Origin of the sequence: Pantoea sp. EKM103V (genome assembly GCF_011800365.1) — a bacterium.
Classification (GTDB): Bacteria; Pseudomonadota; Gammaproteobacteria; order Enterobacterales; family Enterobacteriaceae; genus Pantoea; species Pantoea anthophila.
Window position 1 is genome coordinate 1 of the sequence record NZ_JAALFQ010000020.1, and the last position, 13,735, is coordinate 13,735.

Genomic DNA, 13,735 nt, shown 5'->3' on the forward strand with positions numbered 1-13,735 from the left:
CGGCGGCTCAGTCTCCTGAACCTTCAACCCGTTTCCCGTTGCCGGTGTGCCGTGTCGATGGAGGCGCATTATAGGGATCCCGTTTCAGAGCACAACCCTTTTTTTGGATCTTTTTTCTGAACGGTTATAAATGATCCAGATTGGTGAGATCACCAGCGATCCAGGCCAGAATAGGCTTGTCAGCTGGCTAAAATCACATCAGGCTGCTGAGAAAACAGAATAAAGGAGAACACAATGACTTCCGCCTTACGTCCTTATAAAGATCGCTTTCCACAAACTGGCCAGCGCGTCATGGTCGATCCAGCTAGTGTTGTGGTGGGTGATGTCATCATGGCCGATGACGTGAGCATCTGGCCGCTGGTCGTCATCCGGGGAGACGTGAATCAGGTTCGCATCGGTGCCCGTACTAATGTGCAGGATGGCAGTGTTCTGCATGTCACGCATAAATCTGCCGCTAACCCGGAAGGCTTCCCGCTGATTATTGGCGAGGATGTCACGGTCGGGCACAAAGCGATGCTGCATGGCTGCACTATCGGCGATCGTGTGCTTGTCGGGATGGGCTCGATTCTGCTTGATGGCGTAATAGTAGAAGAAGAGGTCATGATTGGGGCAGGCAGTCTGGTCCCTCCAGGTAAACGGCTGGAGAGCGGCTATCTCTATCTGGGCAGCCCGGTCAGACAGATCAGGCCGCTGAACGATCAGGAGAAGGAAGGATTACGCTATTCGGCGAATAACTATGTCGGCTGGAAAAATGATTACCTGGCGGGAGATAACCAGACCCAGCCCTGAGCATCAACACGCTCCTGACGAATGGCCGCTTCGGCTTCATCTTCGAGATCCCAGCGATGGTGCTGAAACAGCGCCATCGCCTCCCCTTCGCCAAAGCGTGACGTCAGCGACATACGGCTGATCGCACAGATCAACCGCATACCGTTAACCAGTACCGGGAAGCAGACGGCATCCCGTTCAGCATCATAGGTTTCATCGTCAGGAAACTGAATCGCCTGATTCATGGCTGCATAGCCTGTTTCAGCTGAGCAATGACCGGCGCAACGTCCGGCATCACGCCATGCCATATATAGAAGGCATGCGCCGCCTGCCCCACCAGCATTCCCACACCATCCGCCAGAGCGTGCGCTCCCTGCGTCTGACACCAGAGCAGGAAAGGCGTCAGCCCGCTTTGATAGAACATGTCATAGCAGCGTACGCCGGGATGGATCAGCTCTGCAGGTAAAGGGGGTGTTTTCCCCTCTACACCGCTTGAAGTCGCATTGATGATAAGGTCGAAACGCTGGTCCGCCAGTTGATCAAACGCAGCAGCACGGATAGTGCCGCTCTTTGCGAACAGGCCAGCCAGCTCCTCTGCCCGTTCGGCGGTGCGGTTTACCACGGTGAGCGTCACCCCTGACGAAAGCAAAGGATGAATCACACCGCGCGCCGCCCCACCTGCGCCCACCAGCAGAACATTGTCGCCCGCATTGATCATCTTCAGCCGTTCAAGATCGCTTAACAGGCCGATACCATCGGTGTTGTCACCCAGGATCTGCCCGTCGCTGAGCTTTTTTACCGTATTAACGGCGCCGGACAGGGCCGCGCGTTCACTGAGTTGATCGGCAAACTCCCAGGCCTGCTGTTTAAAAGGCAGGGTCACGTTGGCACCACGACCGCCCTGTGCAAAAAAGGTTGTCAGCGCATCGCGAAATCCGTCAACCGGTGCACAGATCCGGTCATATCGATGCTCGATCCCAGTCTGTTCAGCAAAAGCCTGATGGATCAGCGGAGATTTACTGTGGCTGATCGGATTACCGAAAACGGCGAATTGATCCATGAGTTAACCCTGACGTATAAGTTCGCCGCTGATCACATCGCGGATTTCTGAAGGATTGAGTCGTCCCCCCGTTTTCCCGGACAGAACCGGGAACTCCTCACCAAACTGCTTATACACTTCTTCTGCCGTACGGCAGGGAGGCTGTCCTGACAGATTGGCGCTGGTTGAAACCAGCGGTTTACCAAATGCACGGCAAAGCGCCTGCACATCCGGATGGTCACTGACCCGTATCGCCAGCGAGTCGAACTGTCCGGTCAGCCAGCGGGGCGTCTGGGGAGGAACCGGGACGACAAAGGTCACCGGGCCGGGCCAGCAGGCGAACATGCGCTCACGCTGGATCACAGAGAGTTCGCGATCGGAGATATAGGGTTCAAGCTGGGAATAATCAGCTGCGATCAGAATGAGTCCCTTTTCTACCGGGCGCTGTTTCAGCGCCAGCAGCGCCATAACGGCAGATTCACTGTCAGGGTCGCAGCCCAGACCAAATACGGCTTCAGTGGGATAGGCGATGACCGCCTGACGATTCAGCTCTGCTACGCAGCACTCAAGTGAATCGGCGAGGTGTTGATTTTCCATGATCTATTCATTCTCTTCAGCAATGGCTTTGCCACAACTTTTACTGGCGCAGAAGCGTTTAACCCCCTGCGCTGTCTTTTTTTCAACCAGCAACGGAAACTGACACCAGGCACAGACCCCGGCCACGGGCGTCAGGTTGACGACAAACTGGCAGGCGGGATAACGATCACAGGAGTGGAACGTTTTGCCATAACGGGAACGCCGCTGAACCAGCCGGCCTTCATGGCACTGTGGACACGCCAGCGTCGTTTCGTCCGGTTTGTCGATGGTTTCACTGTAGCCGCATTCAGGATAGTGGCTACAGCCAATAAACATGCCATAACGGCCCTGCCGCAACACTTTATCGGCTCCGCATTCAGGACAGGCGTGGCCCTCCAGCACTTTAACCACATGGCCATCGGCCTGCCCTTTTAAGGGCCGGATGTAGTCACATGCCGGATAGTTGGCGCATCCCAGAAAAGGGCCATGTTTACCCGAGCGGATAACCAGTTCTGCCCCGCAAGCGGGGCAGGGATCCTGTTTACGCACGGTGAAGAGTGCAGCTTTACTCATAGCGATAAATGCATGAAAGGAAATTTAATGCAGCATACCTTCATTGACGTCGAATAGCAGTTCTTCCATCTGCTGATAGGCATTTTCACATCCCGGGATGTTGAACAACACCATCAGCACCACCCATTTGAGGTCCTCCAGATCAAACTCAGAGGTATCCAGCGCCATGACACGTTCGATGACCATCTCACGGGTTTCCAGATTCAGCACCTGAATCTGCTCCAGGAAGAGCAGGAAACCGCGGCTTTCGGCATCTAAACGTTTACTCTCTTCGTCGGTATAAATACGCATAGAGAGCGGATCGTTGGTCAGTAAAATTGGCGCAACCAGTCCTTCCTGATAATCCGCCAGTCTTTCCAGCCAGTTAAGCGCACTGTAAATATCTTCACGATGGAACCCGGCATCCGTCAGGTCATCTGTCAATCTGTCCTGATCAACACCCATTTCTGCTTCGTTGTGGATATAGGTCTCAAACAAGTACATGAGTACGTCGAACATGGCATGCCCTCCTCAATCGGACATAGCCGCCGGGTACAGCTGCGATCCATCCTGCTAACTCCAGTTCCAGCAATTGAGCTGAGATAACTGGCACAGATTGGCCGGCACGTTCAGCGACAACGTCAACAGGTGTAACCTCATCACCTACGTTAGCCAACACATCAGCAAATGGCAATGGAGCATCGTCACCTGGTTCAGAATAAATTTCGTCATCCTGTGTCACAGGCAGCCAGTTCAGTGCCCCAGCCAGATCCTCCAGAATGTTGTTAGGATGTGCCACCAGCAGGGCCCCCTGCTGAATCAGCCAGTTCACGCCTTCGCTTAACGGGTTGCCGAGCGCGCCAGGTAGTGCATAAACATTGCGGTTTTGCTCCAGCGCATAGCGAGCGGTCACCAGTGAACCACTCTTCAGTGAGGCTTCCACCACCAGCACGCCCAGACTCAGGCCACTAATGATCCGATTACGACGCGGAAAGTTGAGCGGATGAGGAATGGTGTTCAGCGGAAACTCAGACACCACGGCACCGCCCTGCTCAACAATCTCTGCGGCAAGGCGGACATGCTGTCGGGGATAGAGCCGCTGCAGCCCGCTGCCTAATATGGCTACCGTTTTGCCACCGGTACTCAGTGCCGCCTGATGCGCAACGCCATCAATCCCCCGCGCCAGTCCGCTGGTGATGGTCAGCCCGCTGAGGCTCAGGTGCCGGGTAAACCATTCGCCCCAGTAACGGCCATTGGGTGAGCCGTTCCGGCTGCCCACGACTGCCAGCTGTGGGGTAGTGATGACGGCCGGATCGCCGTGGATGTAAAGCAGCGGCGGAAAGCGACTGGTTTCCCTGAGGCGGGCAGGATAGGCGGCGTCCAGCGCAGTGATCAGATGATGGGCAGGACTGCGCGCTAACCAGTGCTGCACATCGGTGATCGTTTCTTCAGGCAGATCAGCGTATTGCTGACACTGCGCAGCGTCTAACCCCAGCCGCATAAGTTTCTCACTGTCTGCCGGTGCATCGCCCAGCTGCTGCGCCACGGTCAGCCAGCGCTTTCCTGTCATTCCACACACCGCGGCCAGCCGCAGATACTGCGCTATTTTGTCCATTTGCTGCTCCCTGATTGCCCCGGCTTCCTGCCGCACAATGCTGTCAATCAGGTCTCAGAAAGTCTACAATATGAGGCAGTAATCTTTTCCTAACCGAATACAGATCTGGATATTTATGTCAGTTTTGCAGGTATTACATTTTCCTGACGAGCGCCTTCGCAAAGTCGCCGCGCCCGTTAAAGAAGTTAACGCAGACATTCAGCGTATCGTTGATGATATGTTCGAGACGATGTATGCCGAAGAGGGCATCGGTCTTGCGGCGACGCAGGTCGATATTCATCAGCGCATCATCGTGATTGACGTCTCTGAAAGTCGTGAAGAGCGTTTAGTGCTGATCAACCCTGAGCTGCTGGAAAAAAGCGGTGAAACCGGTATTGAAGAGGGCTGCCTGTCGATTCCGGAACAGCGTGCATTTGTTCCGCGTGCTGAGCGCGTAAAAGTTCGCGCGCTGGATCGCGACGGTAACAGTTTCGAACTGGAAGCCAGCGACTTACTCGCCATCTGTATCCAGCATGAGATCGATCATCTGGAAGGCAAACTGTTTATTGATTATCTGTCGCCTCTGAAGCGTCAGCGGATCAAAACCAGATTAGAGAAACTGGCGCGTCAGAACGCCCAGGCTTCCTGAGATCTTAAAAAGGGATAAACGTGTCTGCCCCGCTAAAAATCATTTTTGCCGGCACTCCTGACTTTGCAGCGCGTCATCTTGACGCGCTGCTTGCTTCTGAGCATCAGGTTATCGGTGTCTTTACTCAGCCCGACCGCCCTGCGGGTCGCGGCAACAAACTCACTCCTGGCCCGGTCAAAACGCTGGCGCTGGCTCATGACATTCCGGTGTTTCAGCCAAAGTCACTGCGACCAGAAGAGAATCAGCAGCTGGTTGCTGACCTGCAGGCCGATGTGATGGCTGTCGTGGCGTATGGATTAATTCTGCCCAGGGCGGTGCTGGATATGCCGCGTCTGGGCTGCATCAATGTCCACGGTTCGCTGCTCCCCCGCTGGCGTGGTGCCGCGCCGATTCAGCGTGCGCTCTGGGCTGGCGACAGTGAAACTGGCGTCACCATCATGCAGATGGATGTGGGTTTAGATACCGGCGATATGCTGCATAAACTGGCCTGCCCGATTACCCCCCAGGACACCAGTGCCACTCTGTATGACAGACTGGCCCAGCTCGGCCCGCAGGGGCTGCTGGATACGCTGACGTTACTCAACACGCAGCAGGCCTCACCCGAAAAACAGGATGAAGCACTCGCCAGCTACGCTGAGAAGCTGAGCAAAGAGGAGGCGCGTCTTGACTGGAGACTGCCCGCAGAACAGCTTGAGCGCTGTATCCGCGCCTTTAATCCCTGGCCGATGAGCTTTTTCACGATTGACGATCAGCCGGTGAAAGTCTGGCAGGCTACCGTACTGCCTCACCGCGACCATGCACCGGGTGAAATTATCGCTGCAGATAAGCAGGGCATCCAGGTCGCGACCGCCGAGGGCGTATTGAATCTGGTGCAGTTGCAGCCCGCCGGTAAAAAACCGATGTCGGCTCAGGATCTTCTCAACTCGCGTCGGGAATGGTTTGAACCTGGAACCCTTCTGGACTGACTCTCTGGCCCGGTGACTTACCGGGCTTTTTGTTTGATGACAAAACCCTATGACTAAATCAACCAACCTGCGTAGCCTCTCCGCCCAACTGATTGAGCGCGTTGTGGACAAAGGCGAATCCCTGAATACGGTTCTGCCTGCCGCCCAGAAAAAACTCACCGACAAAGATAGCGCATTAGTGCAGGAGATCTGTTTTGGTGTTCTGCGCACATTGCCGCAGCTGGAAGCGCTGATTGGCAAACTGATGGAACGTCCACTGACCGGTAAACAGCGGGTTCTTCACTATCTGATCATGGTCGGACTTTATCAGCTGGAATATACCCGGGTGCCAGCTCACGCCGCACTGGCTGAAACCGTCGCGGGCGCAGAGGTGCTGAAGCGCACCAGCCTGAAAGGGTTATTAAACGGGGTATTGCGCCAGTTTCAGCGCCAGCGTGAAACGTTACTCGCCAGCATTCAGGATGGCCCACAACGTTATCTCCATCCGGGCTGGCTGCTTAAGCGATTGCAGCACGCCTGGCCGGAACAGTGGGAGCATATCGTCGAAGCAAATAATCTGCGTCCGCCGATGTGGCTGCGGGTTAACCGTCAGCATCATTCACGGGACGCCTGGCTGACGATGCTGACTGAAAGAGGCAGAAATGCACAGCCGGCTGCCGATGTCCCGGATGCATTGCGGCTTGATGCCCCCGCCCCGGTCAGCCAGTTGCCCGGCTTTGATCAGGGCTGGGTGACCGTACAGGATTTATCAGCCCAGCGCTGCGCTCTGCTGCTCGAACCTCAGAATGGCGAGCAGATTCTGGATTTATGTGCGGCACCTGGTGGTAAAACGACCCATATCCTTGAGATTGCGCCGGACGCCGACGTGCTGGCTGTCGATGTGGATGCTCAGCGTCTTAAACGCGTTGATGAGAATCTGCAGCGACTGGGCATGAAAGCGGAGGTCAAACAGGGGGACGGACGGACACCGCAGCAGTGGTGTGGCGATCGGCAGTTTGACCGTATCCTGCTGGATGCGCCCTGCTCTGCAACCGGCGTTATCCGCCGACATCCCGATATTAAGTGGCTGCGCCGCGATCGCGATATCGCTGAGCTGGCAAAGCTGCAGCGTGAGATCCTGGACGCTATCTGGCCGCACCTGAAACCTGGCGGCACGCTGATTTATGCCACCTGCTCCATCCTGCCTGAAGAGAACCACCAGCAGATTGAGGCTTTCCTGCAGCGACAGCACGATGCGCAGGCGGAGCCGCTCAGGGATGCACCGGCGAGCGGGTTACAGGTCTTTCCGGATGCTGAAGGCGGAGATGGTTTCTTCTACGCTAAGCTGATAAAAAATTCGGGTTCACACTGATATGAGTAATGATAAGCGATGAAAATAATCATTCTGGGCGCAGGTCAGGTAGGCGGAACGCTGGCAGAGAATCTGGTGGGTGAAAACAACGACATTACCGTCGTTGATACCGATTCGGCACGCCTGCGTCATCTGCAGGATAAGTTCGATCTGCGTGTAGTGCAGGGACACGGTTCACATCCACGGATCCTGCGTGAGGCGGGCGCTGAAGACGCCGACATGCTGGTTGCCGTTACCAGTTCGGATGAAACCAACATGATTGCCTGTCAGATTGCTTATTCGCTTTTCAATACGCCGAACCGAATCGCCCGTATTCGTGCGGCGGACTATCTGCGCGATGCAGATAAGCTTTTTATGCCGGAAGCCGTTCCTATCGACCATCTGATCTCACCAGAGCAGCTGGTCATCGATAATATCTACCGTTTGATCCAGTATCCGGGCGCACTGCAGGTGGTGAATTTTGCCGAAGGCAAAGTCAGCCTGGCCGTAGTCAAAGCGTATTATGGCGGGCCTCTGGTCGGGAATCCGCTTTCGATTCTGCGTGAGCATATGCCGCACATTGATACCCGTGTCGCCGCTATCTTCCGTCAGGACCGTCCGATTCGTCCCCAGGGTTCGACCATCGTCGAGGCAGGTGATGAAGTGTTTTTCATCGCGGCCAGCCAGAATATTCGTGCAGTTATGAGCGAAATGCAGCGGCTGGAAAAGCCTTACAAGCGCATCATGTTAGTGGGAGGCGGCAATATCGGTTTCGGTCTGGCACAGCAGCTGGAGAAGCACTACAGCGTGAAGCTGATCGAGCGTAATCCCCAGCGGGCAGCAGAACTGGCTGAACATCTCCATGATACCGTCGTCTTTTATGGCGATGCGTCAGACCAGGAGTTGCTTGCGGAGGAGCATGTCGAGCAGGTTGACCTGTTCATTGCGGTTACCAATGATGATGAAGCCAATATCATGTCAGCCATGCTGGCGAAAAAGATGGGCGCCAAAAAAGTCATGGTGCTGATTCAGCGTCGCGCTTATGTGGATCTGGTGCAGGGCAGTGTTATCGATATCGCGATTTCTCCTCAGCAGGCCACCATCTCTGCCCTGCTGGGCCATGTCCGTAAAGCGGACATCGTGGGTGTTTCCTCGCTGCGTCGCGGCATCGCTGAGGCGATCGAAGCGATAGCGCACGGTGACGAATCGACATCACGGGTGGTGGGCCGCGCGATTGATGATATCAAACTGCCCCCGGGTACCATCATTGGTGCGGTAGTGCGCGGCGATGATGTGATGATTGCCAATGACAACCTGCGTATCGAGCAGGGTGACCATGTGATCATGTTCCTGACCGATAAGAAATTCGTGTCGGATGTTGAGCGGCTCTTCCAGCCAAGTCCTTTTTTCCTTTAAATCCTGTATTGATTTTCAGTCGGGGGGAGTCAGGCAAAACAGCCACCTGTTTGGCTGCGCTTATGGAAAAAACAGCAAGGTTTGTTAGACTTTATGACACTGGCAAGGAGAGGAGTTAAGTATGAGTTTAATCAAAGAGTTTCGTGATTTTGCAATGCGCGGGAATGTGATGGATCTAGCCGTCGGTGTCATCATCGGCGCTGCGTTTGGTAAGATCGTCTCATCATTAGTGGCTAACATCATTATGCCACCGTTGGGCTTATTGATCGGTGGTGTCGATTTTAAATCGTTTGCCTGGGTGCTCAAGCCTGCTGTTGGCGACACGCCTGCCGTCGTTATGCAGTACGGTATCTTCCTGCAGAGTATCTTCGACTTTGTCATCATTGCCTTTGCCATCTTTATGGCGATCAAACTGATGAACCGTCTCTACAAGAAAAAAGAAGTTGAGAAGCCTGCACCTAAACCTTCAAACGAAGAAGTGCTGCTGACTGAAATTCGCGACCTGCTTAAACAGCAGAATACCCGCGTATAGTAAACAAACCGCCTCTGAGGCGGTTTTTTAATGGTAAAGAAGAAGGGCAGTGATAAGACGCTTTCTTATCACTGCCCTCCCATCCCTGCCCCTTGTTGTGTTTTTCCTTCCGTCTGAAGCTGCCCTTACCCTTTTGTTTCTGCTCAATGCGCTGACGGAAAAGCGGGTCGTGTAACAGAGCTTCAATCGCGTTATCGCGGATTTGCCCCCTGGTATGCTGATATTTACTCATAACGCCTCCTGTTGAGATGGTCTGATACTCTATTCCTTTACGGTAAAATCACAAGACCCTTGTTTGTCTGAAGCCTCTCCCCGCTCCAGTGCCTCAAGAATTGAGCACGAAATGCTACTGTGGCTGTGACCACAACAGGCGTCCGAAAGAATACGCAGAGAGCGCTGCATCGACTCAAGTTCCGCTATCATCTGCGCCACTTCATCCAGCCGTTTCTCAACGATCGCTTTTGACTCCTGGCAGGTGTGATGCGCCGGGTCGACCCGGATTGACAGAAGTTCCCGGATCGCTTCCAGACTGAAGCCGAGCTTACGACCGTGGCGAATAAATTTCAGACGCTGCAGATCGCCTTCGCTGTAGAGGCGAAAACCACCTTCGGTACGCTCACCATGGTCCATCATCTGCTGCTTTTCATAAAAACGGATGGTGTCAGGCGTTACCTCAGCAAGCTTTGCTAACTGACCTATGCGGAACATCTACTCCTCCTCGCGGAAATGGTGGCGTATCGCGGTAGCATAGTTTCCATGAAGAAAATCTGTACTCATGCCCGCCTGTCGCAAGCGCAGCTCCAGCACCTGAAGCCGGTGACAGTGATCCTGATAGTCACGATCCGCAGGATCCAGCTGGCGAATCAGATCGTTGACTTCCATCGCCTCACGCCTTAACTCCAGCTCGGGAGGCAGAAAGCCAGAATTTTTCAGCAGTCGATACCCTGCCCTTAACTCCGGAGGGACATGACTGTCATCATCCAGCTGTAGTGGTTTGCCAGAGCCAGGAAGGTTACTGAGTTCACCTTTTTCCAGTGCCGCTTTGATGTGCTGTTCAGCAAGTTCGTCTACCAGCCACATAATAGATGCCCTCAAAAATAGAAGCGTCATTCTAAAGTAGCGAATTTCAGGCAATAAAAAACCCGCCGAAGCGGGTTTTTTACGTTGCTGCAGATTACTCTGCGGCTGCTTCTGCTTGAGCTTCTGGACGATCAACCAGCTCGATGTATGCCATCGGAGCGTTGTCACCAGCACGGAAGCCACACTTCAGAATACGAGTGTAACCACCAGCACGGCTCGCAAAACGCGGGCCCAGCTCATTAAACAGTTTTGCCACGATCTCGTTATCACGAGTACGGGCGAATGCCAGACGACGATTAGCTACGTTGTCGGTCTTGGCAAGAGTAATCAGCGGCTCAACTACGCGACGCAGTTCTTTGGCTTTCGGCAGAGTCGTTTTGATGATCTCATGACGAACCAGAGAACCGGCCATGTTGCGGAACATAGCCTGACGATGGCTGCTGTTGCGGTTCAGTTGACGACCACTCTTACGATGGCGCATGACCTTATCCTTCTCAGTGAAACCTTAACCTGTGATCGGTTTATTCATCAGCAATGCTTGCCGGTGGCCAGTTCTCAAGGCGCATGCCCAGAGACAGACCACGTGAAGCGAGCACATCTTTAATCTCAGTAAGAGATTTTTTACCCAGGTTAGGCGTTTTAAGCAGCTCAACCTCGGTACGCTGTACCAGATCACCGATGTAGTGGATAGCTTCTGCCTTAAGGCAGTTAGCAGAGCGGACAGTCAATTCCAGATCGTCAACAGGGCGCAGCAGGATCGGATCGAATTCTGGTTTCTCTTCTTTAACTTCCGGCTGACGTACATCACGTAAGTCAACGAAAGCTTCAAGTTGTTCAGCCAGAATGGTCGCCGCACGACGAATCGCCTCTTCAGGATCGATTGTGCCGTTGGTTTCCATTTCGATGACCAGCTTGTCCAGGTCGGTGCGCTGCTCTACACGCGCTGCTTCAACATTGTAGGCGATACGGTCTACAGGGCTGTAGCAAGCGTCAACTAACAGGCGGCCGATTGGGCGCTCATCTTCTTCCGAATGAATTCGGGCAGAAGCCGGCACATAGCCACGACCACGCTGAACTTTGATACGCATGCTGATAGCCGCGTTCTCATCGGTCAGATGGCAGATGACATGCTGAGGCTTGACGATTTCGACATCACCATCATGGGTAATGTCGGCTGCAGTCACAGGGCCAATGCCAGATTTATTCAGGGTCAGAATAACTTCATCTTTACCCTGAACTCTTACCGCCAGCCCTTTCAGGTTGAGCAGGATTTCCAGGATATCTTCCTGTACGCCCTCTTTGGTGCTGTACTCATGAAGTACACCATCAATTTCAACCTCGGTCACCGCGCAACCCGGCATGGATGAAAGCAGAATACGGCGCAGTGCGTTACCAAGAGTATGGCCAAAGCCACGCTCTAAAGGCTCAAGGGTCACCTTGGCGTGCGTCGAACTCACTTGCTCGATATCTACCAGGCGCGGTTTTAGAAACTCTGTCACAGAACCCTGCATTGTGTCCTCTCTTTGGTACTAAGCTTTACTTGGAGTAAAGCTCGACGATCAGGTGTTCGTTAATGTCCGCAGACAGGTCAGTACGTTCAGGAATACGCTTGAACACACCTTCCATCTTAGTCGCATCAACTTCCAGCCAGGTTGGCTTTTCACGCTGCTCAGCCAGCTCCAGAGCGGCCTTCACGCGAGATTGCTTTTTGGCTTTCTCACGGATGCTAACGACATCATTCGGAGATACCTGATAAGAAGCGATGTTAACAACGCGGCCGTTTACCAGAACAGACTTGTGGCTAACCAGCTGACGTGCTTCTGCACGCGTGGCACCGAAGCCCATACGATAAACTACGTTGTCCAGACGACCTTCCAGCAGAGCCAACAGGTTTTCACCGGTGTTGCCTTTCAGACGAGCTGCTTCTTTGTAATAGTTACGGAACTGACGCTCCAGCACGCCGTAGATACGACGAACTTTCTGCTTCTCACGTAACTGACCGCCGTAATCAGACAGACGCGGTTTACGCGCACCATGCTGACCAGGGGCTTGTTCAATTTTACACTTGGAATCAATCGCGCGAACGCCAGACTTAAGGAATAAGTCAGTGCCCTCACGACGGCTCAGCTTGAGCTTAGGACCCAAATATCTTGCCATTTTCTTTCTCCAACTATCCTAAAAAAACGGGCGTTATACGCGACGTTTTTTCGGCGGACGACAACCGTTATGAGGGATCGGAGTCACATCAGTAATATTCGTGATGCGGAAACCAGCGGCGTTCAAAGCACGAATCGTAGATTCGCGACCTGGACCCGGACCCTTTACCATAACTTCCAGATTCTTAATTCCGTAATCTTTTACCGCTTCTGCACAGCGCTCTGCAGCGACCTGAGCAGCAAACGGAGTGGATTTACGTGAACCGCGGAAACCGGAACCACCGGCGGTTGCCCAACCCAGTGCGTTACCCTGACGATCAGTAATGGTAACGATGGTGTTGTTAAAAGAAGCATGGACATGAGCCACGCCATCTGAGACTTGTTTTCTTACACGCTTGCGTGCACGAACTGGTGCCTTTGCCATTATTTACTCACCCCGATTATTTCTTGATCGGTTTACGCGGACCCTTACGGGTACGTGCGTTGGTCTTGGTACGCTGACCGCGAACCGGAAGACCACGACGATGGCGCAAACCACGGTAGCAACCAAGGTCCATAAGACGCTTGATGCTCAGGGTGATTTCACGGCGCAGATCACCTTCAACAACGAATTTCGCAACTGCATCACGCAGCTGATCAATTTGTTCTTCAGACAGCTCACTGATCTTAACATTTTCAGCAATGCCCGTTGAAGCGCAGATGGCTTTTGAACGGGTTTTACCGATACCGAAGATCGAAGTTAATGCGATAACGGTATGTTTTTGATCAGGAATGTTAATGCCTGCTATACGGGCCACTATGCACTCCTATAATTAAACAAGCACGTCCCATGCTGAAAAGCCCGTTTTCAGGATACTCAAATGGAAACGTACTGACATACAAAAGATTGGCTGGCTAATCTAGCCAGCTCAACCCGACTTTGCAAGAAAAATATGTGACAAAATCAGCCTTGGCGCTGTTTATGCTTTGGCTCGGCGCTGCAGATCACACGTACGACACCGTCGCGACGAATGATTTTGCAGTTACGACATAATCTCTTGACGGAAGCACGAACTTTCATTTTTACTCTCCGTAACTT

At 53.5% G+C, this 13,735-nt stretch carries 21 protein-coding genes; 6 read left to right on the forward strand and 15 right to left on the reverse strand.

The features are described 5' to 3' along the window. The first annotated feature begins 234 nt into the window (after positions 1 to 234). On the forward strand, positions 235 to 789 hold the full coding sequence (locus tag HFD97_RS21320; protein ID WP_058958283.1) for a gamma carbonic anhydrase family protein: 555 nt from the start codon (positions 235 to 237) through the stop codon (positions 787 to 789). Here the strand turns inward: HFD97_RS21320 and HFD97_RS21325 are convergent. Genes HFD97_RS21325 through dprA form a run of 6 tightly spaced genes read right to left on the reverse strand, consistent with a single transcriptional unit; the run spans position 756 to position 4,550 of the window. Further along, positions 756 to 1,013 carry a DUF1488 domain-containing protein gene (locus HFD97_RS21325; RefSeq protein WP_009087545.1) on the reverse strand — a complete coding sequence of 86 codons (258 nt, stop codon included), beginning with the start codon at positions 1,011 to 1,013 and terminating at the stop codon, positions 756 to 758. The two genes, HFD97_RS21320 and HFD97_RS21325, sit on opposite strands and share 34 nt — an antisense overlap. Next, positions 1,010 to 1,828, reverse strand: a complete 819-nt coding sequence (gene aroE, locus HFD97_RS21330; RefSeq protein WP_167432493.1) for a shikimate dehydrogenase — start codon at positions 1,826 to 1,828, stop codon at positions 1,010 to 1,012. Before aroE ends, HFD97_RS21325 begins: the two co-directional genes overlap by 4 nt. A 3-nt stretch (positions 1,829 to 1,831) precedes the next feature. Next, a complete protein-coding gene (tsaC, locus tag HFD97_RS21335; protein WP_167432494.1) occupies positions 1,832 to 2,404 on the reverse strand; it encodes an L-threonylcarbamoyladenylate synthase type 1 TsaC in 573 nt (190 codons plus the stop codon). Between the two features lie 3 nt (positions 2,405 to 2,407). Continuing rightward, on the reverse strand, positions 2,408 to 2,956 hold the full coding sequence (locus HFD97_RS21340) for a topoisomerase DNA-binding C4 zinc finger domain-containing protein (protein WP_046100690.1): 549 nt from the start codon (positions 2,954 to 2,956) through the stop codon (positions 2,408 to 2,410). Between the two features lie 24 nt (positions 2,957 to 2,980). Then, complete coding sequence (gene smg, locus HFD97_RS21345) at positions 2,981 to 3,454, reverse strand: DUF494 family protein Smg (protein ID WP_009087552.1); 474 nt, start codon at positions 3,452 to 3,454, stop codon at positions 2,981 to 2,983. Further along, positions 3,426 to 4,550 carry a DNA-protecting protein DprA gene (gene dprA / locus HFD97_RS21350; protein WP_150030453.1) on the reverse strand — a complete coding sequence of 375 codons (1,125 nt, stop codon included), beginning with the start codon at positions 4,548 to 4,550 and terminating at the stop codon, positions 3,426 to 3,428. The genes smg and dprA overlap by 29 nt, the downstream gene beginning before the upstream one ends. A 115-nt stretch (positions 4,551 to 4,665) precedes the next feature. Between dprA and def the strand changes: the two genes are divergently transcribed. The 5 genes from def to mscL all read left to right on the forward strand — a co-directional run bounded on the left by def (position 4,666) and on the right by mscL (position 9,421). Continuing rightward, on the forward strand, positions 4,666 to 5,178 hold the full coding sequence (def, locus tag HFD97_RS21355; protein ID WP_009087556.1) for a peptide deformylase: 513 nt from the start codon (positions 4,666 to 4,668) through the stop codon (positions 5,176 to 5,178). Between the two features lie 20 nt (positions 5,179 to 5,198). Continuing rightward, complete coding sequence (fmt, locus tag HFD97_RS21360) at positions 5,199 to 6,143, forward strand: methionyl-tRNA formyltransferase (RefSeq protein WP_167432495.1); 945 nt, start codon at positions 5,199 to 5,201, stop codon at positions 6,141 to 6,143. 49 nt (positions 6,144 to 6,192) lie between these two features. Next, on the forward strand, positions 6,193 to 7,494 hold the full coding sequence (gene rsmB, locus HFD97_RS21365; protein ID WP_167432496.1) for a 16S rRNA (cytosine(967)-C(5))-methyltransferase RsmB: 1,302 nt from the start codon (positions 6,193 to 6,195) through the stop codon (positions 7,492 to 7,494). Positions 7,495 to 7,512: 18 nt separating this feature from the next. Next, entirely contained in the window at positions 7,513 to 8,889 is a 1,377-nt protein-coding gene (gene trkA / locus HFD97_RS21370; RefSeq protein ID WP_009087562.1) for a Trk system potassium transporter TrkA, read from the forward strand. 121 nt (positions 8,890 to 9,010) lie between these two features. After that, positions 9,011 to 9,421 (forward strand): large-conductance mechanosensitive channel protein MscL, encoded by a 411-nt coding sequence (gene mscL / locus HFD97_RS21375; RefSeq protein ID WP_009087564.1) that lies wholly within the window; start codon positions 9,011 to 9,013, stop codon positions 9,419 to 9,421. On the opposite strand, the gene HFD97_RS21380 is transcribed toward mscL, so the two are convergent. The 9 genes from HFD97_RS21380 to rpmJ form a co-directional block, all read right to left on the reverse strand. Continuing rightward, entirely contained in the window at positions 9,396 to 9,653 is a 258-nt protein-coding gene (locus HFD97_RS21380; protein ID WP_046100694.1) for an alternative ribosome-rescue factor A, read from the reverse strand. The genes mscL and HFD97_RS21380 overlap by 26 nt on opposite strands. Before the next feature lie 29 nt (positions 9,654 to 9,682). Beyond that, positions 9,683 to 10,129, reverse strand: coding sequence for a Zn(2+)-responsive transcriptional regulator (gene zntR / locus HFD97_RS21385; RefSeq protein WP_046100695.1), 447 nt, complete (start codon positions 10,127 to 10,129; stop codon positions 9,683 to 9,685). Beyond that, on the reverse strand, positions 10,130 to 10,501 hold the full coding sequence (locus tag HFD97_RS21390; protein WP_058958288.1) for a DUF1992 domain-containing protein: 372 nt from the start codon (positions 10,499 to 10,501) through the stop codon (positions 10,130 to 10,132). 94 nt (positions 10,502 to 10,595) lie between these two features. Next, positions 10,596 to 10,982 carry a 50S ribosomal protein L17 gene (gene rplQ / locus HFD97_RS21395; RefSeq protein ID WP_009087575.1) on the reverse strand — a complete coding sequence of 129 codons (387 nt, stop codon included), beginning with the start codon at positions 10,980 to 10,982 and terminating at the stop codon, positions 10,596 to 10,598. A gap of 40 nt (positions 10,983 to 11,022) precedes the next feature. After that, positions 11,023 to 12,012, reverse strand: coding sequence for a DNA-directed RNA polymerase subunit alpha (gene rpoA, locus HFD97_RS21400; RefSeq protein WP_003850179.1), 990 nt, complete (start codon positions 12,010 to 12,012; stop codon positions 11,023 to 11,025). Positions 12,013 to 12,037: 25 nt separating this feature from the next. Further along, positions 12,038 to 12,658 (reverse strand): 30S ribosomal protein S4, encoded by a 621-nt coding sequence (gene rpsD / locus HFD97_RS21405; protein ID WP_008927131.1) that lies wholly within the window; start codon positions 12,656 to 12,658, stop codon positions 12,038 to 12,040. A gap of 33 nt (positions 12,659 to 12,691) precedes the next feature. Beyond that, positions 12,692 to 13,081 (reverse strand): 30S ribosomal protein S11, encoded by a 390-nt coding sequence (gene rpsK, locus HFD97_RS21410; protein WP_004160563.1) that lies wholly within the window; start codon positions 13,079 to 13,081, stop codon positions 12,692 to 12,694. A gap of 16 nt (positions 13,082 to 13,097) precedes the next feature. Next, a complete protein-coding gene (rpsM, locus tag HFD97_RS21415) occupies positions 13,098 to 13,454 on the reverse strand; it encodes a 30S ribosomal protein S13 (RefSeq protein ID WP_003850176.1) in 357 nt (118 codons plus the stop codon). A 146-nt stretch (positions 13,455 to 13,600) separates the two neighbouring features. Then, positions 13,601 to 13,717, reverse strand: a complete 117-nt coding sequence (gene rpmJ / locus HFD97_RS21420) for a 50S ribosomal protein L36 (RefSeq protein ID WP_010252805.1) — start codon at positions 13,715 to 13,717, stop codon at positions 13,601 to 13,603. Between the last annotated feature and the right edge of the window lie 18 nt (positions 13,718 to 13,735).